This window comes from Rhodoferax bucti (genome assembly GCF_005876985.1).
GTDB classification, from domain to species: Bacteria; Pseudomonadota; Gammaproteobacteria; order Burkholderiales; family Burkholderiaceae_C; genus Allorhodoferax; species Allorhodoferax bucti.
The window spans coordinates 630728-655869 of the sequence record NZ_VAHD01000003.1 but is presented as its reverse complement, the minus strand read 5'-3'; the positions used below and the strand labels follow the sequence as shown (position 1 = coordinate 655869).

Here is a 25142-nt window from a genome sequence, read left to right as displayed (position 1 = left end):
TATCAACGCAATGAAAACGCAGAGCAAAAGTAACAAGCCCGATAACAAGGCCGGCAACAAAAAGGTCAACAAGGCGTGGTTGCACGACCATATCAACGACCCCTGGGTCAAGCTCGCCAACAAAGAAGGCTACCGCGCCCGCGCCGCTTACAAACTCAAGGAAATTGACGAAACCCTGCATCTGGTCAAGCCCGGACAGTTGGTGGTGGACTTGGGCTGCACGCCCGGTGCCTGGAGCCAGTACCTGCGCCGCCGCATGTCGCCCAACGGGGCGGCGGTGGGGGAGATGAATGGCACCATCATCGGCCTGGATCTGCTGCCAATGGAGCCTATTGAGGGGGTGACCTTTATCCAGGGCGACTTCCGCGAGGCGGATACGCTGGCCCTGCTAGAGACCGCTTTGGCGGGCAAGCAGGCCGATTTGGTGGTGTCCGATATGGCTCCCAATTTGTCCGGCATTTCATCCGCAGACGCGGCGCGCATTGAGTATTTGGTAGAGCTGGCGATTGAGTTTGCGCAAAACCATATGAAGCCCCAAGGCGCGTTGGTTGCCAAAGTGTTTCATGGCGGTAGCTACAACGATGTGGTGCAGCGGTTCAAAGAGGCGTTTGTCACCGTCAAGCCGCTCAAGCCCAAAGCTTCGCGCGACCGCTCGTCGGAAACCTTTCTCATCGGGCTGGGCCTCAAGAGTTTTTGAGCCCTGCTTGATTAAACCCATGCAGTTTCTATGGCCGCGATAGCGTAAAAAACGGTGTCGCCGGCTTGAAAGGCCTAAAATGGGTCGCATGTACGCGGAGCACGGGCCTTCGCGTCCTTATTGGAGCTTCGCTTGAATAATCAGTGGTTTTCTAAAGTTGCAGTGTGGTTGGTGATCGCCTTGGTGCTGTTCACCGTGTTCAAGCAATTTGACTCACGCACGGCAGCGTCGGGCATGGTCGGCTATTCCGATTTCCTGGAGCAGGTGCGGAACAAGCAGATCAAGAGCGCCATCATCCAAGAGGGGCAGGGTGGGACCGAAATTCTGGCAGTGACCTCCGATGACCGCAAAGTACGCACTACCGCCACTTACTTGGATCGCGGCTTGGTGGGCGACCTGATCGCCAACAACGTTAAGTTTGACGTGAAGCCCCGTGAAGAAGGCTCTTTGCTCATGACCCTGCTGGTCAGCTGGGGCCCCATGTTGCTGTTGATCGGCGTTTGGGTGTACTTCATGCGCCAGATGCAGGGCGGCGGCAAAGGCGGAGCCTTCAGCTTCGGCAAGAGCAAGGCCCGCTTGTTGGACGAAAACACCAACACCGTGACTTTTGCTGACGTGGCCGGTTGCGACGAAGCCAAGGAAGAAGTGAAGGAAGTTGTCGACTTCCTCAAAGACCCCAGCAAGTTCCAAAAGCTGGGCGGACGCATCCCACGCGGTTTGCTGTTGGTTGGTCCTCCCGGTACCGGCAAAACTTTGCTGGCCAAGTCCATTGCCGGTGAAGCCAAGGTGCCGTTCTTCAGTATTTCCGGCTCTGACTTTGTGGAAATGTTTGTGGGCGTGGGTGCATCCCGCGTGCGCGACATGTTCGAAAACGCCAAAAAGAATGCACCTTGCATCATCTTTATTGACGAAATTGACGCCGTAGGCCGTCAACGTGGCGCAGGCCTGGGCGGCGGTAACGACGAGCGCGAACAGACCCTGAACCAGATGCTGGTGGAGATGGACGGTTTCGAGACCAACGTCGGCGTGATCGTGGTGGCTGCCACCAACCGCCCAGACATTCTGGATGCCGCTTTGCTGCGCCCAGGCCGTTTCGACCGTCAGGTCTACGTGACCCTGCCCGACATCCGTGGACGTGAACAAATTTTGAACGTGCACATGCGCAAAGTGCCTTTGGGCCAGGACGTGAGCGCCAGCGTGATTGCCCGCGGCACCCCTGGCATGAGCGGTGCTGATCTGGCCAACCTGTGCAACGAAGCTGCGCTGATGGCCGCCCGCCGCAACGCACGCTTGGTCGAAATGCAAGATTTCGAAAAGGCCAAGGACAAGATCATCATGGGACCTGAGCGCAAGTCCATGGTCATGCCCGAAGAAGAGCGTAAAAACACGGCCTACCACGAAGCAGGCCACGCTTTGATCGGCAAGATGCTGCCCAAGTGCGATCCAGTGCACAAGGTCACCATCATTCCCCGCGGCCGTGCCTTGGGTGTGACCATGAGCCTGCCTGCGCAAGACCGTTACTCGTACGACAGCGAATACATGCTCAACCAGATCAGCATGTTGTTCGGTGGCCGTATTGCCGAAGAAGTGTTTATGAAGCAAATGACCACTGGCGCTTCCAACGACTTCGAGCGTGCCACCTCTATCGCCCGCGACATGGTCACCCGCTACGGCATGACCGATGCCTTAGGCCCCATGGTCTATGCCGAAAACGAAGGCGAAGTGTTTTTGGGTCGCAGCGTCACCAAAACCACCAGCATGAGCGAGCAGACCATGCAAAAGGTGGACTCGGAAGTGCGCCGCATCATCGACCAGCAATACTCTCTGGCCCGCAAGCTGATTGAAGATAACCAGGACAAGATGCACGCCATGGCCAAGGCCTTGCTGGAGTGGGAAACCATCGACAGCGACCAGCTGGACGACATCATGGCCGGCCGGGAGCCTCGTCCTCCCAAGGACTGGACACCCCGCACACCGCCCAACAGCGGTGGAGGCAGCGGAGGCGCAACGGCGGTGACCGCCGACACAGCGCCCAATGCGGCATAAGCCACGTCAGTGATGCGACATACAGGGCCTTCGGGCCCTGTTGTCATTGGGGATAATCAAACGCTATGCATTGGCAAACCACCCGTTTCTCGCTTGACCTCAGCCGCCCCCGCGTCATGGGGATTGTTAACGTCACGCCTGACTCGTTTTCTGATGGCGGGCAGCACGCCACCAGCCAGGCAGCGATGGCGCACTGTGAGGCGCTGATCAAGGACGGGGCGGATATTTTGGACATTGGCGGCGAGTCCACCCGGCCCGGCGCGCCGCCGGTCTCGCAGGAGGACGAGTTGGCCCGCGTGCTGCCGGTGATCCGCCATGCGGTCACGCTGGGGGTGCCGGTGTCGGTAGACACCTACAAGCCTGCCGTGATGCAAGCCGCGCTGGACCTCGGAGCGGACATCGTCAACGACATCTGGGCCCTGCGCTGGTCGGGCGATACCGCGGGCAAAACCGGCAAAGACGTGGTGGCGGCACACCCCCGCTGCGGTGTTTGCCTGATGCATATGCACCGCGATCCACAAACCATGCAGACTGCGCCCATGGAGGGCGATGTGGTGCCCCAGGTGCTATCTTTTTTAGAGCAGCTTGCGCGAGATCTGCGAGCGTTAGGCATTGATAAGACCCGTATTTGCCTGGACCCCGGCATTGGGTTTGGCAAAACGGTGAAGCAAAACTTTGCGCTACTGGCAAGGCAGGCGCAGGCGGTGCCCGCAGGGTACGCCGTCTTGGCCGGCTGGTCGCGCAAATCGTCCTTGGCGGCGGTGACGAATACCTCGTTGGCCGAAGCGGCCGGGCTCAATATTGAACTGCGCCGCGCCCCCAGCGTGACCGCGGCCGTGCTGGCCGTACAAAACGGCGTCCACGTGGTGCGCGTGCACGATGTGCGCGACACCGTGAGCGCCCTCAAAGTGCTGGCTGCCATGCAGGCAGAACTAGAACCCCCACACTCCACCGCTGCGCGGGACGCTATCCCCTAAGGGGGCGCGATTTAGCTTGGTGCGGCCCGGCGCTAAAACCAAGCTTCGCAACTACACAACAAACAGAGAGGAATTGAATTCATGGGACGACAATATTTCGGCACCGACGGCATCCGCGGCACCGTGGGGCAAGCCCCCATCACCCCCGATTTTGTGCTGCGCTTGGCGCACGCCGTGGGCCATGTGCTCAAGGAAACTGAGGCGCGCCCCACGGTGCTTATCGGTAAAGACACGCGCATCTCCGGCTACATGCTGGAGAGCGCGCTGGAAAGCGGCTTTAACTCCGTGGGCGTGGACGTGGTGTTGCTCGGCCCCTTGCCCACACCGGGCGTGGCCTACCTCACCCGTGCGCAGCGGGCCTCGCTGGGCGTGGTCATCAGCGCCAGCCACAACCCGTTTGCGGACAACGGCATCAAGTTTTTCAACGCCAAAGGCAGCAAGCTGCCCGACGCCTGGGAGCTGGCGGTAGAGGCCGAGCTGGAGAAGCCGCCGGTGTGGGTGGACTCCGCCAGCTTGGGCAAAGCCCGCCGTCTGGACGACGCGGCAGGCCGCTACATCGAGTTTTGCAAAAGCACTTTTGCCAATGACCTGACCCTCAAGGGCTTGAAGATTGTGGTGGATGCTGCCCACGGTGCGGCGTACCACATTGCGCCCAAGGTATTCCATGAGCTGGGGGCTGAGGTGATTGCCATTGGCTGCTCGCCCGATGGCCTCAACATCAACAAGGGCGTGGGTGCGACGCACCCGGAGGCCTTGGTCGCTGCAGTCAAAGAGCACAAGGCTGACTATGGCATTGCGCTGGACGGTGATGCCGACCGCTTGCAGCTGGTGGACGCAGAGGGGCGTCTCTACAACGGCGACGAGCTGCTGTATTTGATGGCGGACGACCGCCTGGGCCGCGACGAGCATGTGCCCGGCGTGGTGGGCACGCTGATGACCAACATGGCCGTCGAGGTGGCGCTTAAAGCCCGTGGCGTGCAATTTGTGCGTGCCAAGGTGGGCGACCGCTACGTGCTCGAAGAGCTGGAGAAGCACAAATGGATTTTGGGTGGTGAAGGCTCCGGCCACCTGCTGGCGCTCGACAAGCACACCACGGGCGATGGCCTGGTGTCTGCTTTGCAGGTGCTGCAGGCCTGCGTGCGCAGCGGCAAAACCATGGCGCAGTTGCTGGCCGGGGTAACGCTGTTCCCGCAAACCCTGATCAACGTGCGCCTGACCCCCGGCCAGGACTGGAAGAGCAACACCCGCATGGCCGACGAAACCCGTGCCGCCGAAGCCGCGCTGGGTGACAGCGGCCGCGTGCTCATTCGCGCCAGTGGTACCGAGCCCTTGGTGCGTGTGATGGTCGAAGCCCGCGACGCGGCGCTGGCCCAAAGCTGCGCCCAGCGCATTGCCGATACCCTGAAGGTCTGAGCCATGACGAACGCCATCCGCGTGGTCCGCGCCGACTATGCCAACCCGGTGCACGCTGCAGCCTTGGTGATGTTGCTCGATGCCTATGCCAGCGACCCCATGGGCGGCGGCGAGGCCTTGAGCGACTTCGCCAAGGCGAATCTCGTGCCTTCGCTCGCAGCGCGGCCGCAGGCGTACAGCGTGCTGGCGTTTGCGTCGGCCGACGACACGGTGCCTGTGGGCCTGGTCAACTGTATAGAAGGCTTCTCCACCTTCAAGTGCCAAGCGCTGGTGAATGTGCACGACGTGGCGGTGCTGGCGGGCTACCGCGGCCAGCGCATTGGTGAGCAAATGCTGGGGCTGGCCGAGCAGATCGCCCGCGAGCGCGGCGCCTGCAAGCTCACGCTGGAAGTGCTGTCCGGCAACACCGGCGCCGAAAAACTGTACCGCCGGGTAGGCTTTGCCTACTACGAGCTCGATCCCGCCATGGGGCAGGCGGGCTTTATGCAAAAGTGGCTGGACTGAGCGCACCATGTTCAAAATCTACTGGACCGATGCCGAGGGCCAATCCCACGGCGCAGAAACTGCAGACCTGGTGCAGGCCCTGCAAATCACCAAAGACAAGCGCGATGCAGGCCACACCTTTGTGACCATGGCCAGCGAGAACCCACAGCACGTGGGCAAACCGGGCGTGGCCGCCGTGGTGGATGGCAAAACCCCCGATGGGCAGGACTACGATTGGTCCAAAGCCGGGCGCGCCGGCAAACCGCGCCGGGGCGACAAGGTCATCACGCACAAAGACCATTGAGGTCGCGTTAGAGCTTGCGTTCGACGCACTCACAAGATTCATGAACCTCCTCTTCGCCCTCTACACCCTCGCCAGCCTCACGCATTTCGCGCACAACGCGGAGTACATCGCGTTCTATCCCGGCTTGCCAGTGTGGATGACGCGGGAGTCGGTGTATCTCGCCTGGTTGGCGGTAGCGGCGGTGGGTGGGCTGTCCTTGATCGCCAGCCGGCTGGGTTGGTCGCGGCTGGCAGCCGTTTTGTTAGTGGCTTATGGCCTGCTGGGCGCAGACGGTCTTTTGCACTACACCCTGGGCCTGTGCTCGGAGCACACCCTGATGACCAACCTCACCATCTGGGCGGAAGTGCTGCTCGGGGTCACGCTGGCCTGTGCGGCTGCGCTGCGTTTGAATCGCTTAGGTTGGCGCAAGGCGTCGCGTATTTTTTTGAATAAAAATAGGCTCTAGCGCTTATGAAATATGCGCAAGCAGCTACTGTTTTGATAGCGTGGTCAAGCTGCTGAGCGCTGAAATGCCGACCGGGCGCTCGGCCAGCCAGGGCACCAGGTAGGTGTTGCGGGACAGGCCGCTGGCAATCCGGTCCATCTGTGTTTGTTCACCCGCCAGCCGCGCGGCCAGCAGTGGGTCACGGGTGCCCGCCGCCGCCATGCTTTTGTTGATGACCCAGGCATAGGGCTCAATCTTGGCGCGGCGCAGGTCGTCTTGCAGTGCGGCCGCTTGCGACACGGGCGTGACCTCGGGCAGGGTGACCAGCACGATCTTGGTGTGCTCGGGGTCTTGCAGGCGCATCAGCGGGGTGACCAGGCGGCCGGGGTTGGCGTCGCCATACTCGCGCAGCATCTGGCGGTGGTAGGCGCCGGTGGCATCCATCAGCAGCAGGCTGTGGCCGGTGGGCGCGGTGTCCAGCACCACAAAGGCGCTGCGCGCCTCGCTCACGATGCGCGAAAACGCATGGAACACGGCCACCTCTTCGGTGCAAGGCGACTGCAGGTCTTCACGCAGCAGCGCAATACCTTCGGCATCCAGGCCGGTGGACTTGGCGGCCATTACTTTGGCGATGTATTTGTCGGTCTCGGCCTTGGGGTCGATGCGGTCCACCTTCAGGCCGGGCAAGCTGCCATCCACGGTGACTTGCAGGTGGTCGGCGGGGTCGGTGGTGCTCAGGTGCACCGTGTGGCCGCGCTGCACCAGCCCGGCGGCAATGGCCGCCGCCACCGTGGTTTTGCCCACGCCGCCTTTGCCCATGACCATGATGAGCCCGTGCCCTGGAGCGGCAAGTGCATCGGTGAGTGCGGCGAGTGTGCGGGCCTCGTCGAGCGGTGGGGTATGCGCGGAGGCCGTCGCAGGTAGCATGCTGTCCGGCGCTTGCAGCAGCGCGCGCAGCGCAGGCAAGCCCACGGTGTCGAATGCGCGCAGCGGAATCTGGTCTTGCGGCAAGGCCTGCAGGTGGGGCGGCATGGCGGCCAGTGCCCGGGTGCCCAGGGCTTCAAACGCCGTGGCCACGGCATCGTCCGCCACGCTGGCGTGGAACACGCCGTTGATGGCCAAGCGCTGGTTGTGCAGGCCCAGGTCTTGCAGCTCCAGCGACGTGCGGGCTGCTTCGGCAATGGCGCCCCCATCGGGCCGGGTGACTAGCACCACGGTGGTTTGGGCGGCGTCGCTCAGCGTCTGCAGGGCTTGGGCAAAGCGCGCCTCTTGCATCTTGAGGCCCGAGTGTGGCCCGAGGCAGGACGCGCCGCGGTCGTTGCCCTCCAGAAAACCCGTCCACGCTTTGGGCAGGCTCAAAAGGCGCAGCGTGTGGCCGGTGGGGGCGGTGTCAAACACCACGTGGTCAAAGCCCGCCGCATCGCCACTGAGCAGGTTGGCGAACTCGTCGAACGCGGCAATCTCGGTGGTGCAGGCCCCCGAGAGCTGCTCTTGCACCTGGCTGCGCTCAGCGTCGGTACTGGCCGGGTCCATTTGCGCCAGCACGCGGGCGCGGTAACTCTGGGCCGCGTTGTCGGGGTCGATGTTGAGCACCGACAAGCCCGGCACGCCGGGTACGGGCACCGGCGTGTTGGCCAGGGTGATGCCCAGCATTTCGTCCAGGTTGCTGGCGGCATCGGTGCTCACCAGCAGCACCTGCTTGCCGCCGTCGGCCAGGGCAATGGCGCAGGCGGTGGACAGCGAGGTTTTGCCCACGCCCCCTTTGCCGGTGAAAAACAGGTGGCGGGTGGGGTGGTCTAACAACGTGGGGCGTGGCATGGCAGGTGCTCCATCAGGGCAAGGGGCGTGGGCCCATCGGGCGCCCACAGGACCGGGGCGAAACCGCCGCCCTCGGTGCGGAAGTTGGTGGTCTGCCCGCTGTAGGTGCGGGCGGCCAGCAACTGGACTTTGCCGGCATAGGTGTAGGCACGCAGGTCGAACTTGAGTTCGGTGGCTGCATCGCCCACCTGCATGGCACGCAGTGGCGGCGGCACCAGCGCCTGGGCGATGTAGTCGCCTTGCAGGATTTGCTCCCACACCTTTTTGGTGAGCTTGTCGCCACGGTACACCGCACGGGCGCCAAAGCCGTCCAGCGGTTTGAAGAACAGCTGTTTGCGTTGCTCCCACAGCGCTGCGGCGTTGTCTGCATGGACGCGTTCACAAGCCGGCACCGTGGCCAGCAGGGTGTGCTGGTCCGCGGGCGGTACGCCCAAGGCCTGCAGCGCAGCAGCTTGGCCCAGTGTGACCAGGTGTTGTTTGTTGGCGCGCAAGGCGTGGGCGCGCGGGTGGGGCGTCACCGCCGCCACGTTGTCCCGGTAGGCCTGTGCCAGTGCGGTATGGGCGGGGTCTGACAGGTCAAAGTCGGTCAGGCGGTTGTAGACCAGGTCCAAGGCCAATGCATCGGCGTAGACCGCCCCGTCGCGCAGTTGCAGGCTGGCCGGATCGATAACCACGGCCTGCATGCCATGGCGCTGGAACAGTTCGGCAAACAGCGCGAACTCGGGCGCGAGGTACTGGCTCTGCGGCGCTTCGTCCACGATGGCGATGCTGCGCAAGGGGCGTGGTGTCTGCCCGCGCGCGCGGTTGAACACGTCCCACTCGGCCTGGAACATCGCCACAAACTCGTCCTCCAGCGTGGCCATGTTGCGGTAGGCGTTGAGCGCGGTATTCATCAGCCCGCAGCACACCGCCTGTGCGCGCAGCAACACCGCGTTGAGCATGGCGCCGCCCGCGTTGGTGTTGATTTCAATCAGTTGCGGGCCTTGTGGCGTAAGGTGAAAGTCGTAGCCCATGAATACACCCAGCGGGCCGTGGTCTGCTTGGGCGATAGCGCTGGCACCCGGCAGCACCTGCTGCGCCCAGGCGGGCAGGGACAAGGTGCGCTCCAGCGCGGCTACTGCCGCTTGCACCGCCTGCACCGTGGCGTGGGAGGCAAACACGGCCGTGTTCGCAAACAGGTGCGGGTGGGTGTGGGCCAAGGTGGCGGCCACATCGCGCAGGCCCGCATCGCGGCCCAGCTCCTGGCGCAGTTGCTCCGCATCCAGGGTCTGGCAGCGGCAGCCGTGGTTCAGTGCATCGGCCAGGGCGGTGGGTGGGGTGTGCATGGTCGGTGGCGAATGGCTACAGGCTACGCTGATTCACCCGCTGCATCAGTTGCTCCGCGCTCTCTTTGCGTTCGCTGTAGCGGTCCACGAGGTAGGGCGAAGCGTCGCGGGTCAGCAGGGTGAACTTCATCAGCTCCTCCATCACATCGACCACGCGGTCAAAGTAGGCGGAGGGCTTCATGCGGTCGTCGTCGCCGAACTCCATGAAAGCCTTGGCCACCGAACTTTGGTTGGGGATGGTGAGCATGCGCATCCAGCGGCCCAAGACGCGCATCTGGTTGACGGCGTTGAAGCTTTGCGAGCCGCCGCTGACCTGCATGACCGCCAGCGTCTTGCCTTGGGTGGGGCGCACCGCGCCGCTGTTGAGCGGTATCCAGTCGATCTGGGCTTTCATGATGCCGGTCATGGCGCCGTGCCGCTCGGGCGATGTCCAGACCATGCCTTCACTCCACTGCGTCAGTTCGCGCAGCTCTTGCACCTTGGGGTGGGTGTCGGGCGCGTCGTCGGGCAGGGGCAGGCCGCTGGGGTTGAAGATGCGGGTCTCGGCGCCCATGGCTTGCAGCAGGCGGGCCGCTTCTTCGGTCAGCAGCCGGCTGAAGGACCGGGGCCGCAGCGAACCGTAGAGCAGCGCAATGCGCGGTGCGTGGGTGGAGGGTGCCGGGCGCAGCGCGGCGGCATCCGGCAGGCGGAAGTGGGCACCCTCCAGCTGGGGCAGGGTGCTCTGCAAATCAGACATGCAATCAGACACGTTGGCCCTTGTCATTCACCACCGCTTCGCCGTCTTCTTTGGTGAACGCGGCTTGCTGTGCGTGGGGCAGGATGTCCAGCACCAACTCTGACGGGCGGCACAGGCGGGTGCCCAGGGGCGTCTCCACCACGGGGCGGTTGATCAGGATGGGGTGGGCCAACATGAAGTCCAGCAGCTCGTCGTCGGCCCACTTCTCGTTCGCCAAGTCCAGTTCGGCATAGGGTGTGCCTTTTTCGCGCAGCAGGGGGCGGGGGCCGGTGCCCATGGCAGCCAGCAGCTCTTGCAGGCGGGCCTTGGTGGGTGGCGTCTTGAGGTATTCAACGACCGTGGGCTCCACGCCGCTGTTGCGGATCATGGCCAGGGTATTGCGCGAGGTGCCGCAGGCGGGGTTGTGAAAGATGGTGATGGTCATACAGAAGTCTTCTTGGGGGAAAGTGCTTGTGCCAAGGCTACGCCGAGCGTAGCGCCCACGGTTTGCGCCAGCACAAAGCCGGGCGCGCTGGCCGGGGCGATGCCGGCAAAGGTGTCGCTGAACATGCGGCCCATGACGGCGGCAGGGTTGGCAAACGAGGTGCTGGCGGTGAACCAGTAGGCCGCGCCGATGTAGCAGGCCACCAGCGCCGGGGCCTTGCCCTCAGGCGCCCGCAGGATGGTGAACAGCAGCCCGCCGGTGGCCACGGCTTCAGCCACCCACTGGCCCCAGCCGGTGAACTGGCCCGCAGCATCCCAGCCGCCGCGCAGGTGGTGGCTCAGGTGCAGCAGCGGCAGCTCGAACATGGCGTTAGCCAGCGCTGCACCCGTTACGGCGCCGGAGAGTTGGGCTGCTATGAAAAGCGTAGCTACTCGCGCACTATTCTCGGGCGCTAGCTGCCCTTTGGACCACATTACCAGGGTGACCAGCGGGTTGAAGTGGGCGCCGCTGATGGGGCTCAGGCTTTCGATCAGCACGTAGAGCGCGAACACGGTGGCCAGGGTGTTGGCCAAGAGCGCTACGCCGTCATTGCCGCCGCTGATGCGCTGGGCCATGATGCCGGAGCCTATGACGGCGCAGAGCAGGGCGGCGGTGCCTGCGAACTCGGCTAGCAGTTGTTGTCCGAGTGAGTGCTGCGGGGCTGCCTTTGGTGCGCTGCGCCCGGGCGGCAGCGCGTTCTGCTCCGTGTCCTCCGCCCGCTGCGCGGGCTCCTCCTTGACCTGCGCAGAACGCGCTGCCGCCCGGGCTTCCGGGCTGGCGCTCACGCTGATGCCGGCACTCGTTGTCAACTTCGTGGGTTCGCTCATGCTTTCGCCAGATCTTTCGCGGTTTGTTGGAGGGTCATGGCTTCCAGCTTGTCGGCGGGGAGGTTGACCAGCAGGTCCAGGCGGCGGCGGATGGCGTGCAGAGTGTGTTTGAAGGCTTCTGCTTTTTGTTCGTCGCTGCCATCGCCGGCAGACGGGTCGGCGTAGCCCCAGTGCGCAGTGGCGGGTTTGCCGGGCCAGAAGGGGCAGACCTCACCGGCGGCGTTGTCGCACACGGTGATGATCAGGTCCATGTGTGGCGCGTCGGGCAGGGCGAACTCATCCCAGCTTTTGCTGCGCAGGCCCTCGGTGCTGATGCCGGCGTTGCGCAGGGTTTGCAGGCCTATGGGGTTGGGCTGCTGGTTTTCGCGCGGGCTGCTGCCGGCCGAAAAGCCTTGGAAGCGGCCGCCGCCGATGTGGTTGAGCGTGGCTTCGGCCAGGATGCTGCGGGCCGAGTTGTGGGTGCACAAAAAGAGCACGTTGAGGGTCGCTGTGGACATGGTGGTTTCCTTGATAGTGAAAAACAAGACGAATAGTTGCTATGAATTCAGGAGCTGCTTCCGTAGGCGCGATGAACGCTAGAGGCTTTTTTGTGCCTGAAAACTGCGGTGCTCCGGTACATGAGGGCTCCCTGCCTCAGCAGGTGGTGCACACGCCGGGGGCGTTGGTGGCTTCGCAGGCGGCACCTTGGCAGCAGTGCTCGGTGAGGTAGGCCAGCACGCCGTTCATGCGGCTGAAGTCGGCGCGGTAAATCAGGTTGCGCCCGCGCTGCTCGCTGCTCGCCAGGCCGGCATGGGCCAGTTCTTTGAGGTGGAAAGACAGCGCGCTAGGCGCCGCGCCTAGGCGCTCGGCCAGCACGCCGGGGGTCAGCCCGTCTTGCCCGGCCACCACCAGCGCCTTGAAGATGCGCAGCCGTTGGGCCTGGGCCAGCGCGGTGAGGGCTTGCAGGGCTTGGGTTTCGTCGATCAGGGTGGAGTTCATATTTCAATAATACTTGAAATATTGAATTAATAGCCCGCGTGCTGCGTGTGTCACGAAAAGTTCACGGGACTGCCATGTTCGGGTCATCCCGCCTGCCCACACTTGCTGCTCATTGCTACCGCACTCAGAGAAGGGGACAACAATGACAATTTCTGCCGCTATTTCCGCACCCACCCTGGCATCACCCACCGTGCAGCGCACGGCCCTGCCGACAACCTTGGCAAACACGATGCAACCGGCTGCGGAGCGCAGCCATGGCATTGAAGTGCAGTGGGCCCGCCACCAGGATGATGTGCGCGCCGCCCAGCGCCTGCGTTTTGATGTGTTCGCAGGTGAAATGGGCGCGCGCCTGAGCACCCCCTTGGCCGGCCACGATGTGGACTTGTTTGACAACTTTTGCGAGCACCTGCTGGTGCGCGAGCAGGCCACCGGCCAGGTCATCGGCACCTACCGGGTGCTCACCCCCGCCCAAGCCAAGCGGGTGGGCAGCTTTTATAGCGATACCGAGTTCGACCTCACCCGCCTGCGCAGCATGCGCGCGCGCATGGTGGAGCTGGGCCGCAGCTGCGTGCACCCCGACCATCGCCATGGCGGCGTCATCATGGCGCTGTGGGGTGCGCTGGCCGAGTTCATGGTGCGCAACCAGCTGGACTCCATGATCGGCTGCGCCAGCATTCCCATGCTGCACAACGGTGTGGTTAGCGGCGATGTGGCGGCCAGCATCTGGCGCCAGGTGCAGGCCACGCACCTCGCCCCGATCGACTTCCATGTGCGCCCGCGCCTGCCGCTGCCGATTGAGCAGCTCGACAGCACGCTGGACGTGGAGCCCCCGGCGCTCATCAAAGGCTATTTGCGCCTGGGCGCCAAGGTGTTGGGTGCTCCGGCCTGGGACCCGGACTTCAACACGGCGGACTTGCCGATGCTCATGCGCATTGCGGACTTGCCCGCCCGCTACCGCAAGCACTTTCTGGGGGCGTAATGCGCAGCACATTCGACGCCCTCGGAGCCAACTTCCCCGGTTTGGTCACGGGCGCCGAAGGTCCGGACACGGATGACGATGTCGGCCATCGCCGCTACCGTGCGGTGTTTGTGTCGGACATCCACCTGGGCACCGCCGGTTGCCAGGCCAAGCCCCTGCTGGACTTTTTGAAGCACCACCCCAGCGACAACCTGTATTTGGTGGGCGACATCATCGACGGCTGGCAGCTGCGCCGCCGCTGGTTTTGGCCGCAGGCGCACAACGACGTGGTGCAAAAGCTGCTGCGCCGCGCGCGCAAGGGCTGCCGCGTGGTATTCATCCCCGGCAACCACGACGAATTTGCCCGCGCCTTTGTGGGCCACCAGTTCGGCGGCATCGAGGTGCATGCCGATACGGTGCACACCACTGCCGATGGCCGCAAGCTCTGGGTCACGCATGGTGATTATTTCGATGCGGTCATCCAGCGCGCCAAGTGGCTGGCCTACACCGGCGACTACGCCTACGAATTTACTCTGCGGATGAACCGCCATTTGAACCACCTGCGCGCGCGCCTGGGCTTGCCCTATTGGTCGCTCTCGGCCTACCTCAAGCACAAGGTGAAGATGGCGCTCAACTACGTGACCGACTTTGAAAAAGCCGTGGCCCAGGAAGCCCGCCACCGTGGCCACGATGGCGTGGTGTGCGGCCACATCCACCGGGCGGAGATGCGCACTATCGACGGCACCCTGTACTGCAACGATGGCGATTGGGTGGAGAGCCGCACTGCATTAGTCGAGCACATGGATGGCCAGCTGGAGCTGGTGGTGTGGGGCGATACCCCTGGAATGCCAGCGACTGCGTTGTTGCCGGCCCCCTTGCAGGAAACCCCCGCATGAAACTGGTGCTGGTAACCGATGCCTGGTTGCCGCAGGTGAACGGGGTGGTCACCACCCTGGTGCAATTGGTGCGTGAGCTGGGGCGCACGGGGCATGAGGTGGAAGTCATCCACCCCGGCCTGTTTGCCACCCGGCCATGCCCCGGCTACCCCGGCATTGACCTGGCAGTGTGCCCGGGCCGTGCCATGGCCGCTTTTCTGCAGGCCGCCAAGCCCGATGCGATTCACCTCGCCACCGAGGGTCCGCTGGGCTGGGCGGCGCGCAGCTATTGCCGTCAACGCCAGTGGGCCTTCACCACCGGCTACCACACCCGCCTGCCCGCGATACTGCGCAGCCGCTTTCATGTGCCCCAGTGGCTGAGCTGGGCGGTGCTGCGGTATTTCCACCGCGCCTCGTGCGGGGTGATGGTGCCGACCCATGGCCTGTTGCACACCCTGCATGCCAAGGGCTTTCGCCGTTTGCGCAGCTGGACGCATGGTGTCGATGCTGCTGCCTTTGCCTACCGGGAGACGCTGCAGGTCTACCCGCCGCTGGGGGCGTTGGCACGCCCGGTGTCTTTGTATGTAGGGCGTGTGGCTGCTCAGAAAAATATCGAGGCCTTTCTCAAGCTCGATGTGCCGGGCACCAAAGTGGTGTGCGGCGCCGGCCCGCTGGAGCAGGACCTGAAGGACCGCTACCCCACCGCGCGTTGGCTGGGCGTGTTGCCGCGCGACGAGTTGGCCCGCGTGTATGCCGCAGCCGATGTGCTGGTCATGCCCAGCCGGACGGATACCTTTGGCATGGTCATGCTGGAGGCCATGGCCTGCGGCACGCCGGTGGCGGCGTACCCGGTGGCTGGCCCTGCGGAAGCCGTCGGCACGCCGCCCCGGGGTGGGGTAACGCACAGTGATCTGCAGCAGGCGTGGTACGGTGCACTCAGCGTACCGCGCCACGAGGCCCGCAGCCGGGCCCTGCAGTTCAGCTGGGCCTATGCGGTGCTGATGTTCCTCGGTCACCTGGTGCCCGCAGAGGCGGGGGCGCGCTTGCCGCGCGGTACAGTCTCCGTGACAAACGTCACAAATCTGTCATCTGGTGCGTCAAAAATCTGACATTTATCAGTCACTCACTAGCTGCCATGTGGACCTCATTTCAGGATCGTTCCTCCGTTGCCAATCCGGATTTGCTGGACCGCGACCTCAGCCTTCTGGCCTTTAACGAGCGGGTGCTGGATTGGGCGGTGCGCGAAGACGTGCCGCTGCTGGAGCGCTTGCGCTATTTGTGCATCGTCTCCTCCAACCTCGACGAGTTTTTTGAAGTGCGCGCCGAGCCGCACCTGAGCGCTTTTCAGGGTAACGACCGCAAGGGCCAGTACACCGTGGCCAGCTTCGACCGCCTGGCCGACGCCCTGCACCAACTGGTAGACCGCCAATACACTCTGTACAACGAAAAGCTCATGCCCGCCCTGGTGGCCCAGGGCCTGCGCATCATGTCGCACGGCGAGCGCAATGCCGCCCAGCGGGCGTGGGTGAAACAGTATTTTGAAAAAGAAGTACGCCCGCTGCTGATACCGGTGGGACTGGACCCGTCGCACCCTTTTCCGCAGGTGGCCAACAAGTCGCTCAACTTCATCGTGCGCTTGACCGGCAAAGACGCCTTTGGCCGCAACAACGAAATTGCCATCGTCAAAGTGCCGCGCGTATTGCCGCGCCTGATTCGCATGCCGGCCAAAGTGGCGGGGCAGAAGGCTTTGTTTGTATCGCTTTCCAGCGTGATCCGCGCCCACTTGGCAGAGTTGTTCACCGGCCGCGAGGTGTGGCAGTTTTCGCAGTTCCGTGTGACCCGTCACTCCGATCTGGCGGTGGACGAGGACGATGTGCAAAACCTGCGCATGGCCCTGCGCGAAGGCCTGGAGCACCGCCACTACGGGCAGGCGGTGCGGCTGGAGGTGTCGGCCGGATGCTCCGAGCATTTGTCTGAGTTTTTGCTCAAGCAGTTTGAGCTGCCGCCCAAGGCATTGTTCCGGGTGCATGGCCCGGTGAACCTGGTGCGCCTGACGCAGCTGATCGATTTGGTGGACCGGCCGGACCTGTGCTTCACCCGCTACAACCCGAGCTTTCCGGTGCAGATCCGCGCCGGGCAGTCGATCTTTGAGCAACTCAAAGAGCGCGACATCCTGATGCACCAGCCCTTTGAGAGCTTTGATGGCGTGCTCACTTTTTTGCGCGATGCGGTGAACGACCCACAGGTGCTCGCCATCAAGCAAACCATTTACCGCACCGGCACCGACTCCGAGCTGATGGAGTTGCTGCGTGAGGCGGTGCGCCGGGGCAAAGAGGTGACGGTGGTGGTGGAGCTCAAGGCGCGCTTTGATGAAGAGGCCAACATCAACTGGGCCGAGATGCTGGAGTCCATCGGCGCGCAGGTGCTGTATGGCGTGGTGGGCCTCAAAACCCACGCCAAGATGATGCTCATCACCCGGCGCGAGGGCAAAACGCTCAAGCGTTACGGGCACTTGTCGACCGGCAACTACAACCCCAAGACAGCCCGCCTGTACACCGACATCAGCCACCTCACGGCCGATGCGGCCATCACCGCCGACATGGAGCATGTGTTTGTGCACCTGGCCAGCCAGAGCAAGTTGCCGCGCATGAGCAAGTTGTGGATGGCACCGTTTCATCTGCACCGCAACCTGCTCGCCAAAATCGAAGCCCTCGGCGTTGAGGCGGCGGGTGGGGCCGATACGCGCATCGTTGCCAAAATGAATTCGCTCACCGACGAGGCGCTGGTGCGCGCCCTGATGCTGGCGGGCCAGCAAGGGGTGAAGATCGACCTGATCGTGCGCGGTGCCTGCATCTTGCCGGCGCAGGTGCCGGGCTATACCGACAACATCCGGGTGCGCTCGGTCATCGGGCGGTTTTTGGAGCACTCGCGGGTGTTTTACTTCCGTAGCAATGCAGTGGACGAGTTGTACCTCTCTAGCGCCGATTGGATGAACCGCAACATGGTGCGTCGCGTCGAGCTGGCCTGGCCTGTGACCGATGAGGCCCTGCGCCAGCGCCTGGTGGACGAGTGCCTGGTGGCCTATATGCACGACGGCGTAGACGCCTGGGACATGCAAGCCGACGGCAGCTACCGCCGCACCGAAGCGGCCCCCGGAGTCGAGGCGCACGGCGCACAACAAGCACTGATGGACCGCTACGGTCGCACCCAAAAAAACTAAAGGGAGTAAGCAGCCATGGACCTGATTTTGTGGCGACATGCAGAGGCGATTGACCTGGATCTGGTCGGGGACGACTTGCTGCGTTCACTGACCGCCAAAGGCGAAAAGCAGGCAGCCCGCATGGGCGCTTGGTTGGACCGGCAGCTGCCCGATGGCGCCAAAATCTGGTCGAGCCCGGCAACGCGTACCGAGCAAACGGCCGTGGCGCTGGGGCGCAAATACAAGGTGCATGCCGCGTTGGCACCCTTGTGCGGGGTGGATGATTTGCTGCAGCTGGTGCAGTGGCCCCACGCCAAAGGATGCGTGGTGGTGGTGGGCCACCAGCCCACCTTGGGGGAGACGATTTCGCGCCTGCTGGGTCTGCAGGAAGCCGAGTGCGCCGTGAAAAAGGGCGCACTCTGGTGGCTACGCCACCGTGAGCGCGACGGTATCGCGCAGACGGTAGTGGTTACCGTGCAGTCTCCCGAGGTGCTGTAAGGCTTTTAGGCCTTTTTGCCCTTGGCGGGGCGGCCGGTCTTGAGGCTGGGCACAGCGGCCAGTGCGGCCTTGAAGGCAGCGTCGCTCAAGGCGGCAATCGCCTTCATGCCGGCACGAATCAGCTCGGTCTTTTTGGCGGGGCTGCCGAGTTGCAGGGCGCGTTGCTTCAGGCTGTCGAGCACGTCGTATTCATTTTTGGGGATAGTGAAGCTGTCCCGCACCATCTTGGGCTTTTTGGCCTTTTCCACCTTGGGGGCCGCTGGCTTGGCAGCAGGCTTTGCGGTAGCTTTAACAGCCGTTTTCGGGGCTGCCTTGGGGGCTGCTACTTTGGCAGCGGGTTTCGCGGCCGGCTTGGCTGCGGGTTTTGCTGCTGCTTTCACGGGCGCTTTAGCAGTTGCTTGGGCGGCAGGCTTAGCCAGTGCTTTAGCGGCTGGTTTTGCCGCTGGCTTGGCGCCGGGCTTGCTGGCTGCTGCGGGCTTGGGTGCTACTTTTTCTGCTGCTTTCGGTGCTGCTTTTGCAGGCGCCTTTGCTACCACTTTGGTAGCGGGCTTGGCAGCTGGTGCAGCGGTCGCAGCTGCAGGGGTTGCAGCAGAGGCCACAACGGGTGCGGGCGCTGCAGCGTGTGTGGTTTCTTGTTTTTGTTCGGTCGATGTCATGGGCTCACTCCTTAAATAAACGGTATATATAGTTTATACCGTTATTCGAGTTCAAGAAGCTGTTTCTCTTGTCACTGATCCGTCACGGTGCAGACGGAAAATTCGAGTCCCTTAGTCGTTTGGAAGCTCGCCATGCCATCAAGCCGATTGCGTTTGGTCACGAGCGGCGCACGGATCACCGGTGGGCACGGACCCCTGGAAAGCGTGCTGCAAGACCGTGCTCTTTACCCTGTGTTCCAGCCCATCGTGAAGCTCGAGGACGGATCGGTTCACGCCCATGAAGCCCTGATTCGTGGGCCGGTGGACACGGCCCTACATACGCCCGACAAGCTCTTGCTTGCGGCCAAGGAGGAGGGCTTGAGCAATGCCTTTGAAGTGGCGTGTGTGAGCAGCGCGCTGGAGTATTGGGGGCGCCATCAGGCGGCTGGTCGCTTGTTTGTCAATATCAGTGCCGAGACGTTGATCCAGGCCTATGACAAGCAGGGGGGCACCGGGTTGATGGAGTGGTTGCTGGATTTCCGGGTGACCCCGCGCAAGCTGGTGCTGGAGATTACCGAGCACGAGCGGGTTGATAACATGGATCGTCTGGCAGAGGTGGTGGGTGAAATCCGCTCCACCGGGCTCTCCTTGGCATTGGATGATTTTGGCGACGGCCGCTCCAGCTTGCGCTTGTGGTCGCAGATCAAGCCCGAAGTGGTGAAGATCGACAAATACTTCACCCGCAATATCAGTGCGCACGGCGACAAGCTCAAAACCATTCAGGCGCTGCAGCAGATTGCCACAATCTTCGGCACTGCCTTGGTGGCCGAAGGCATTGAAACCGCTGAGGACTTGCGGGTGTTGCGCGACATGGGCATTGAGTACGGCCAGGGTTTCTATCTGGGCCGGCCGGACCGCTGCCCCCTGGACTTTCTGGCGGAGACGCCACGGCGGGTGCTGGCAGAGCGGCAGGTGGTGGTGTTTCCCGAGCTGGGGCGTATGTCGCAGGGCGGGCACTTGCGCAGCCTGTCCTTGTTGCGGGCGCCGACCGTGAGCCCCGAGACGCACAACGACGAATTGGCCAAGGTGTTTATGGACAACCCTGCATTGCACGCAGTGGCGGTGCTGGACGGCGAGCGCCCCGTGGGCATCATCAACCGGGTGCAGTTCATGAACGAATACAGTAAGCTGTATTACCGCGAGGTGTGGGGCCGCAAGCCCTGCAAGATGCACGCAAATTTTGAGCCCCGCCTGATTGAGCGGGAGCACAGTGTGGACGAGCTGGTCGGTATCCTGACCTCGCAGGACCAGCGCTACCTCAGCGATGGTTTCATTGCCACAGACAATGGCCGCTATGTGGGCCTGGGCACCGGGGACCAACTGGTTCGCTCGGTGACGGAGACCCGTATTGAAGCGGCGCGGCATGCGAATCCGCTAACGTTTTTGCCCGGCAATATTCCGATCACCCAGCACATTGAGCGCTTGCTGAAAAAGCAGGTGCGTTTTGTGGCCTGCTATGCAGACCTGAACCATTTCAAGCCCTATAACGACTACTACGGCTACTGGCGCGGCGACGAGATGATCCGGCTTCTGGCGCGCATTGCCATGGAGCAATGCGATTCCCAGCGTGATTTCCTTGGGCATGTGGGCGGCGATGACTTCATCCTGCTGTTTCAGAGCGAAGATTGGCGTGCGCGCTGCGAGCGCCTGGTGTCGCAGTTTGCGGAGCGTGCACTTTTGCTATTTGATGACGCTGCGCGTGCGGCGGGTGGCATCACCGCGGAAGACCGCTACGGGGTGACCCGCTTTTTCCCGTGCACCACGCTCTCAATCGGCGCGGTGGTGGTGGATGGTCAGCAGTTCACTCGCGCCGAAGACGTGGCCAACCTCGCGGCCATGGCCAAGCACGCGGCCAAGCACTCCGTGACGGGAGTGCATGAGTCGGTGCTGACTTAGATTCCGCTGATCTGCAGGGTCCAGGGGGTTTTTTGCCAGGCAAGCCCCTCTTCACGCAGGAGGTGCGCGCTTTGCGGGTAGCTGTTGGCCCACGCAGGCCGGCAGCTCAGGTGCAGCGTGGTGGGGTGCTGGGCGTCCAGGGACAGGCTCACGCCTTTGAGGTCAGGGTCACGGCGTGCGTGGCACAAAATGACCGCCAAGCGCAAACACAGCAGTTGCAAAACCAGGTCTTCCTGCTGCAAGACGGGCTCCAGCTTGCGCAGCTTGCCGCGGTGGCCCAGGACCAGCAGGCTCAGGCGGTGCATTTCGGACAGGGAGAAGCCGGCAGCGTCCGCGTTGTCGAGGATGTAGGCGCCGTGCTTGTGGTAATCGCTGTGTGCGATGTGGCTGCCGATTTCATGCAGCTCCGCTGCCCAGCCCAGCTTGCGCAAGAGGCGCTCCGACTCTGTGGCCGGGGTGCCGGCCAGCACCTGCTTGAGCAGTTGGGTGGCCACGCCGGACACCCGGGCGCTGTGTGTGGTGTCAATGCTGAATTTGGACGCCAGGCGCTGCACGCTTTTGGCGCGCAGGTCTCCGTAGTCCCGGGCGCCGCCGGTCAGGTCGCAAATCAGCCCGTGGCGCAGGCCGCCGCTGGCTTGCTGCATTTCGGTGATACCGAGCAGGCTGAAGATGGCGCGCATTACGCTCAATCCGCCGCCTATGATGGCGCGGCGGTCTTCCCGCATGCCTGCGATCTTGACCTTGTCGGCACTTTGCGCCGCAATCAGTTTGTCCAGCAGCCAGTCCAGTCCGTCCTGGGTGAGTACGCCCTCAGGCCATCCGGCGGCGACCAGCACATCGCCAATAGCGCCTACGGTGCCTGCGGAGCCATAAGCGGTGTCCCACAGGTCGGGGTGGTAGGCGTCAAAGGCTTCGTCCAGCACGGCTTTGGCTGCGACTTCGGCAATTTCAAATGCCTTGGGGGTGAACAAGCCATCCGGAAAGTAGCGCTTGGACCAGGCAATGCTGCCTACGCGGTAGGACTCCATGGTGCCCGGCGTCATGCCCTGGCCCAGGATGAGTTCGGTGGAGCGGCCGCCCACATCGATCACCAGGCGGCGCTCGGTGTCAGCGGGCAACATGTGCGCTACGCCTTGGTAAATGAGGCGGGCTTCTTCGCGGCCGGAGATCACGTCAATCGGGAAACCCAGCACCGTGTTGGCTTTGGCCAGAAATTCGTCGCGGTTGCGCGCTTCACGCAGGGTTTGCGTGGCGACGGCTTTGACTTCATGGGGCTTGAAGCCCGCCAGCCGTTCGCCAAAGCGAGCCAGGCATTCCCATCCGGCCTGCATGGCGGCGGGGGTGAGGTTGCGCTCTTCATCGAGCCCGCCGCCTTGGCGGACAGTCTCTTTGAGGTACTCGGTGCGTTGGAATTCGCCGTGGTCCACCCGTCCGATTTCGAGCCTGAAGCTGTTGGAGCCCAGGTCCACTGCAGCGAGGCGGTTTCCGTTAGTCATGAAGATTTAATTGTTTAGATGGTTTCGCAATGTGTCGATAGTACCCCCACGCATCGCAGGGGTTGGCCTCAACCCACAATTTTGCCGTCTGCACCCAACATGCTTTGCGTGACCAACACACCGGTACGCTTGCGGGTGTCCGGGTTCAGGCGCAAGCCGCCCAGCTCCAGCGTCTGGCGCTTGGCAAACGCCTGGAAGGCGGTGCCGCGGTTCAGCGGGCCGTCCAGCCCTTGCAGCACTTCGGCGCAATAGCGCGCAGATACAAAGCCCGCCAGGCTTTGTGCCGAGGGCGGCTCGTCGTACAGGCGGGTGAGCACCTCGCGGAAGTTGCGCACCAGGGGAAGGTTGCTGTTGGTGGGGGGCACGCTTTGGGTGGCGATCACCGGGGTGAAACGGGAGATACCCAGCTGCTGCAGGGCCACCACGTTCACATCGGACATGGCCACGATGTAGCGCTGTGCAGCCTGCTTCTCGATGCCTTGGGCAAATTGGGCCAGCTCGGGCGTGCCGCCCATAAAAATGAGGATGCGCGGGCTCTGTACGTTCAGGGTGTTGGCCAGGGCATTCAGCGTGGTGCTGGGCTGGTAGGTGCGGATGCGGAGCTTGAGCTCGTTGGCCGCACGCTCCATGTCGTCGCGGTAATTGCTGGCTTCTGCGGGGCTGCCGTACACCGCGCCGATTTCTTGCACGCCCATGACGGTGAGCGATTTCAGGGCGTAGGCCATTTGCTCCTGGCGAGTGGCAAAGATACTGAAGGTGTTGTCGCTGCCATCACCGGGGCTGTGCAGCCAGGGCGCGACGTGGGCCAGCTCCGGTAGCTCGCGGCGCAGCATGGCGGCGAGTTGGCTGGCCAAGCGGTCGCCCACGCTGCCTACAGCGGCAACGCATTCGGGCATGCCCTTGAGGGTGTCTACCGCCGAGCGCAGGGTTTTGCTGCTGCCGTCTACCTCCAGCACCACATGGCGCACCGGCTTGTTGCGCACGCCACCGCGGGAGTTCAGGTCTTGCCAGGCCGCGCGGGCGCCCACCAGAAAGTCCTTGGATACATCAATCTGCCCGGGTGACATGTCTACCACCTGCACCACAGACGGCCCGGCGCCCCCGGTTTTCGGGGTTTGTGCCCATGCCGGTGCGGCACACAGGCTGGCACCGGCGGCCAGCGAATGGGTAAGCAGTGTGCGGCGGCGAAGTGTCATGGACTTGGATGAATGAATTGCTATAAAAATAATAGCTGCTAGCGCACACTCTACGTGCGCTAGCAGCCCATTTGATACTTAAACCGGCTGGGTGGACTTATTTGGCTGGTGGCAGCAGCACGGTGTCCACCACATGGACTACGCCGTTGGTGGCGCGCAGGTTGGCTTGGGTGACTGCCGCGCTTTCCACAGTGACGAAGTCGCCGGCTTTTGCGACCGCCAGGGAGGCGCCGTTGAGCGACTTCAGGTTGCTGTTTTTGATATCTGCCGCCATGAGCGTGCCGCTCACCACGTGGTAGGTCAGCACGGCTTTGAGTTTGTCGGGGTTGGCGGCCAGCTCATCCAGAGTTTTGGCGGGCACGGTTTTGAAGGCGTCGTTGCTGGGCGCGAACACGGTGAAGGGGCCTGCGGCCTTGAGGCTGTCGCTCAGGCCGGCTTTGACGACCAGGGCATTCAGTGTGCTGAGTGCAGGTGTGCGGGCAATAGTGTCGGCCACGTTGGCAGGTTGCGACACGGTGGCGCAGCCGCTCAGGCCGGCAACGGCGGTGGCGGCAATCAACAGGGCGCGGCGGGAGAGGGCGAAACAGAACATGGCGTACTCCAAAGCTTAAAACGCCGAAGCGTAAGAATTATTTATGACAAAAAAGTGACAGAAATAAGATCCCCCCGGGTGGCGGACCATCCCCCCGAGGTTTTGGGGGCTTTGCGGGTTCACACAACTGTCATAAAAGGTTCTTAAAGTTCAACCTGTCTGAGTTCTCGTCAACCTACCTTCAAAGGCTCTCCCATGACATTGACATTCCACCGAATCGCTTTGGCAACTGCTGCCAGCGCCCTGTTGGCCGGTTCCGGCTTGGCTTCTGCCCAAGAAATTACGGGTGCTGGCGCCTCTTTCCCGGCACCTATTTACTCCAAGTGGGCGTCTGACTACAACAAGGCCACCGGCGTGAAGGTGAACTACCAGTCCATCGGCTCTGGTGGTGGTATCAAGCAAATCGACTCCAAGACGGTGGACTTTGGCGCCTCTGATGCACCTTTGACCGACGAAGTGCTGAAGTCCAAGGGCCAAATGCAATTCCCCACCGTGTTGGGCGGCGTGGTGCCTGTGATCAACGTGAAGGGCATTGAGCCCGGCCAGTTGAAGCTCAACGGCCAGGTGCTGGGCGACATCTACCTGGGCAAGATTGCCAAGTGGAACGACCCCGCCATCAAGGCACTGAACCCCAGCCTGAATCTGCCTGATGCCGCAATCGCCCAAGTGCGCCGCGCAGACGGCTCCGGCACTACGTTCATCTTCACCAACTACCTGAGCAAGGTGAATGCAGAGTGGAAGTCCAAAGTGGGCGAGGGCACAGCTGTGAACTGGCCAGTGGGCGCCGGCGGCAAGGGCAATGAAGGCGTGGCTGCGTTTGTGGCCCGCTTGCCCAACTCCATGGGTTATGTGGAGTATTCCTATGTGAAGCAAAACAAGCTGAACTACGCCATCATGCAAAACGCAGCGGGCAACTTCGTGAAGCCTGAAGATGATTCCTTCAAAGCTGCAGCAGCGGGTGCGGATTGGAATAAGACTTTCTACCAAATCCTGACCAACCAGCCCGGCAAAGACGCTTGGCCTATCAGCGGCGCCACCTTCATCTTGATGCACCTCAAGCAAGACAAGCCTGCTAACGCTACCGAGACCCTGAAGTTCTTCAACTGGGCGTACACCAACGGTGCCAAGGCTGCTGAGGACCTGGACTACGTGCCTATGCCCCCAGCTGTGGTGGCCGCTATCCAGAAGTCCTGGGGCGAGATCAAGGACGGTGCTGGCAAGCCTGTCGCTTTCAAGTAATTCCCTG

25 protein-coding genes are annotated in these 25142 nt (G+C 62.9%); 14 read left to right on the top strand and 11 right to left on the bottom strand.

Annotation, left to right across the window (positions count from 1 at the left end; genetic code table 11):
- Nucleotides 1–10: 10 nt before the first annotated feature.
- The 7 genes from FDM28_RS14065 to FDM28_RS14035 all read left to right on the top strand — a co-directional run bounded on the left by FDM28_RS14065 (nucleotide 11) and on the right by FDM28_RS14035 (nucleotide 6365).
- Nucleotides 11–697, top strand: a complete 687-nt coding sequence (locus tag FDM28_RS14065; protein ID WP_138516116.1) for an RlmE family RNA methyltransferase — start codon at nucleotides 11–13, stop codon at nucleotides 695–697.
- 132 nt (nucleotides 698–829) lie between these two features.
- Nucleotides 830–2743: an ATP-dependent zinc metalloprotease FtsH gene (gene ftsH, locus FDM28_RS14060; RefSeq protein ID WP_138516114.1), complete on the top strand. Its 1914-nt coding sequence runs from the start codon at nucleotides 830–832 to the stop codon at nucleotides 2741–2743.
- Between the two features lie 65 nt (nucleotides 2744–2808).
- Complete coding sequence (folP, locus tag FDM28_RS14055) at nucleotides 2809–3720, top strand: dihydropteroate synthase (protein WP_138516112.1); 912 nt, start codon at nucleotides 2809–2811, stop codon at nucleotides 3718–3720.
- A gap of 81 nt (nucleotides 3721–3801) precedes the next feature.
- Nucleotides 3802–5133, top strand: coding sequence for a phosphoglucosamine mutase (glmM, locus tag FDM28_RS14050; protein WP_138516110.1), 1332 nt, complete (start codon nucleotides 3802–3804; stop codon nucleotides 5131–5133).
- Between the two features lie 3 nt (nucleotides 5134–5136).
- Nucleotides 5137–5637, top strand: coding sequence for a GNAT family N-acetyltransferase (locus tag FDM28_RS14045; protein WP_138516108.1), 501 nt, complete (start codon nucleotides 5137–5139; stop codon nucleotides 5635–5637).
- A 7-nt stretch (nucleotides 5638–5644) separates the two neighbouring features.
- Nucleotides 5645–5920, top strand: a complete 276-nt coding sequence (locus FDM28_RS14040; RefSeq protein ID WP_138516106.1) for a hypothetical protein — start codon at nucleotides 5645–5647, stop codon at nucleotides 5918–5920.
- A gap of 40 nt (nucleotides 5921–5960) precedes the next feature.
- Entirely contained in the window at nucleotides 5961–6365 is a 405-nt protein-coding gene (locus tag FDM28_RS14035) for a hypothetical protein (RefSeq protein ID WP_138516104.1), read from the top strand.
- Nucleotides 6366–6389: 24 nt separating this feature from the next.
- On the opposite strand, the gene arsA is transcribed toward FDM28_RS14035, so the two are convergent.
- The 7 genes from arsA to FDM28_RS14000 form a co-directional block, all read right to left on the bottom strand.
- Nucleotides 6390–8162 carry an arsenical pump-driving ATPase gene (gene arsA / locus FDM28_RS14030; protein ID WP_138516102.1) on the bottom strand — a complete coding sequence of 591 codons (1773 nt, stop codon included), beginning with the start codon at nucleotides 8160–8162 and terminating at the stop codon, nucleotides 6390–6392.
- Entirely contained in the window at nucleotides 8141–9487 is a 1347-nt protein-coding gene (locus tag FDM28_RS14025; protein ID WP_138516100.1) for an ATP-grasp domain-containing protein, read from the bottom strand. Before FDM28_RS14025 ends, arsA begins: the two co-directional genes overlap by 22 nt.
- A gap of 16 nt (nucleotides 9488–9503) precedes the next feature.
- Nucleotides 9504–10250 (bottom strand): arsenical resistance protein ArsH, encoded by a 747-nt coding sequence (gene arsH / locus FDM28_RS14020; protein WP_420853025.1) that lies wholly within the window; start codon nucleotides 10248–10250, stop codon nucleotides 9504–9506.
- A complete protein-coding gene (arsC, locus tag FDM28_RS14015; protein WP_138516096.1) occupies nucleotides 10228–10647 on the bottom strand; it encodes an arsenate reductase (glutaredoxin) in 420 nt (139 codons plus the stop codon). Before arsC ends, arsH begins: the two co-directional genes overlap by 23 nt.
- On the bottom strand, nucleotides 10644–11513 hold the full coding sequence (locus tag FDM28_RS14010) for an aquaporin (RefSeq protein ID WP_138516095.1): 870 nt from the start codon (nucleotides 11511–11513) through the stop codon (nucleotides 10644–10646). Before FDM28_RS14010 ends, arsC begins: the two co-directional genes overlap by 4 nt.
- On the bottom strand, nucleotides 11510–12010 hold the full coding sequence (locus FDM28_RS14005) for an arsenate reductase ArsC (protein ID WP_138516093.1): 501 nt from the start codon (nucleotides 12008–12010) through the stop codon (nucleotides 11510–11512). The genes FDM28_RS14010 and FDM28_RS14005 overlap by 4 nt, the downstream gene beginning before the upstream one ends.
- A 136-nt stretch (nucleotides 12011–12146) precedes the next feature.
- Nucleotides 12147–12476: an ArsR/SmtB family transcription factor gene (locus FDM28_RS14000; protein WP_138516344.1), complete on the bottom strand. Its 330-nt coding sequence runs from the start codon at nucleotides 12474–12476 to the stop codon at nucleotides 12147–12149.
- A 244-nt stretch (nucleotides 12477–12720) separates the two neighbouring features.
- On the opposite strand from FDM28_RS14000, the gene FDM28_RS13995 reads away from it, so the two are divergent.
- Genes FDM28_RS13995 through FDM28_RS13975 form a run of 5 tightly spaced genes read left to right on the top strand, consistent with a single transcriptional unit; the run spans nucleotide 12721 to nucleotide 18021 of the window.
- A complete protein-coding gene (locus FDM28_RS13995; protein WP_240792027.1) occupies nucleotides 12721–13470 on the top strand; it encodes a GNAT family N-acetyltransferase in 750 nt (249 codons plus the stop codon).
- Complete coding sequence (locus tag FDM28_RS13990) at nucleotides 13470–14345, top strand: UDP-2,3-diacylglucosamine diphosphatase (protein ID WP_138516088.1); 876 nt, start codon at nucleotides 13470–13472, stop codon at nucleotides 14343–14345. Before FDM28_RS13995 ends, FDM28_RS13990 begins: the two co-directional genes overlap by 1 nt.
- Nucleotides 14342–15433, top strand: coding sequence for a glycosyltransferase family 4 protein (locus FDM28_RS13985; protein ID WP_138516086.1), 1092 nt, complete (start codon nucleotides 14342–14344; stop codon nucleotides 15431–15433). Before FDM28_RS13990 ends, FDM28_RS13985 begins: the two co-directional genes overlap by 4 nt.
- A 26-nt stretch (nucleotides 15434–15459) precedes the next feature.
- Nucleotides 15460–17544 carry a polyphosphate kinase 1 gene (ppk1, locus tag FDM28_RS13980; protein ID WP_138516084.1) on the top strand — a complete coding sequence of 695 codons (2085 nt, stop codon included), beginning with the start codon at nucleotides 15460–15462 and terminating at the stop codon, nucleotides 17542–17544.
- Nucleotides 17545–17559: 15 nt separating this feature from the next.
- Nucleotides 17560–18021 carry a SixA phosphatase family protein gene (locus tag FDM28_RS13975; protein ID WP_138516082.1) on the top strand — a complete coding sequence of 154 codons (462 nt, stop codon included), beginning with the start codon at nucleotides 17560–17562 and terminating at the stop codon, nucleotides 18019–18021.
- A 5-nt stretch (nucleotides 18022–18026) separates the two neighbouring features.
- On the opposite strand, the gene FDM28_RS17990 is transcribed toward FDM28_RS13975, so the two are convergent.
- Nucleotides 18027–18677: a hypothetical protein gene (locus FDM28_RS17990; RefSeq protein ID WP_170211767.1), complete on the bottom strand. Its 651-nt coding sequence runs from the start codon at nucleotides 18675–18677 to the stop codon at nucleotides 18027–18029.
- Nucleotides 18678–18809: 132 nt separating this feature from the next.
- Between FDM28_RS17990 and FDM28_RS13960 the strand changes: the two genes are divergently transcribed.
- Nucleotides 18810–20612: an EAL domain-containing protein gene (locus FDM28_RS13960; protein WP_138516078.1), complete on the top strand. Its 1803-nt coding sequence runs from the start codon at nucleotides 18810–18812 to the stop codon at nucleotides 20610–20612.
- Here the strand turns inward: FDM28_RS13960 and FDM28_RS13955 are convergent.
- The 3 genes from FDM28_RS13955 to FDM28_RS13945 form a co-directional block, all read right to left on the bottom strand.
- Nucleotides 20609–22108, bottom strand: coding sequence for a Ppx/GppA phosphatase family protein (locus FDM28_RS13955; RefSeq protein WP_138516076.1), 1500 nt, complete (start codon nucleotides 22106–22108; stop codon nucleotides 20609–20611). The two genes, FDM28_RS13960 and FDM28_RS13955, sit on opposite strands and share 4 nt — an antisense overlap.
- 68 nt (nucleotides 22109–22176) lie before the next feature.
- Nucleotides 22177–23304 carry an ABC transporter substrate-binding protein gene (locus FDM28_RS13950; RefSeq protein WP_138516074.1) on the bottom strand — a complete coding sequence of 376 codons (1128 nt, stop codon included), beginning with the start codon at nucleotides 23302–23304 and terminating at the stop codon, nucleotides 22177–22179.
- A gap of 97 nt (nucleotides 23305–23401) precedes the next feature.
- Nucleotides 23402–23896 (bottom strand): fasciclin domain-containing protein, encoded by a 495-nt coding sequence (locus tag FDM28_RS13945; protein WP_138516072.1) that lies wholly within the window; start codon nucleotides 23894–23896, stop codon nucleotides 23402–23404.
- A gap of 195 nt (nucleotides 23897–24091) precedes the next feature.
- Between FDM28_RS13945 and pstS the strand changes: the two genes are divergently transcribed.
- Complete coding sequence (gene pstS / locus FDM28_RS13940) at nucleotides 24092–25135, top strand: phosphate ABC transporter substrate-binding protein PstS (RefSeq protein ID WP_138516070.1); 1044 nt, start codon at nucleotides 24092–24094, stop codon at nucleotides 25133–25135.
- The last annotated feature ends 7 nt before the right edge of the window (nucleotides 25136–25142 follow it).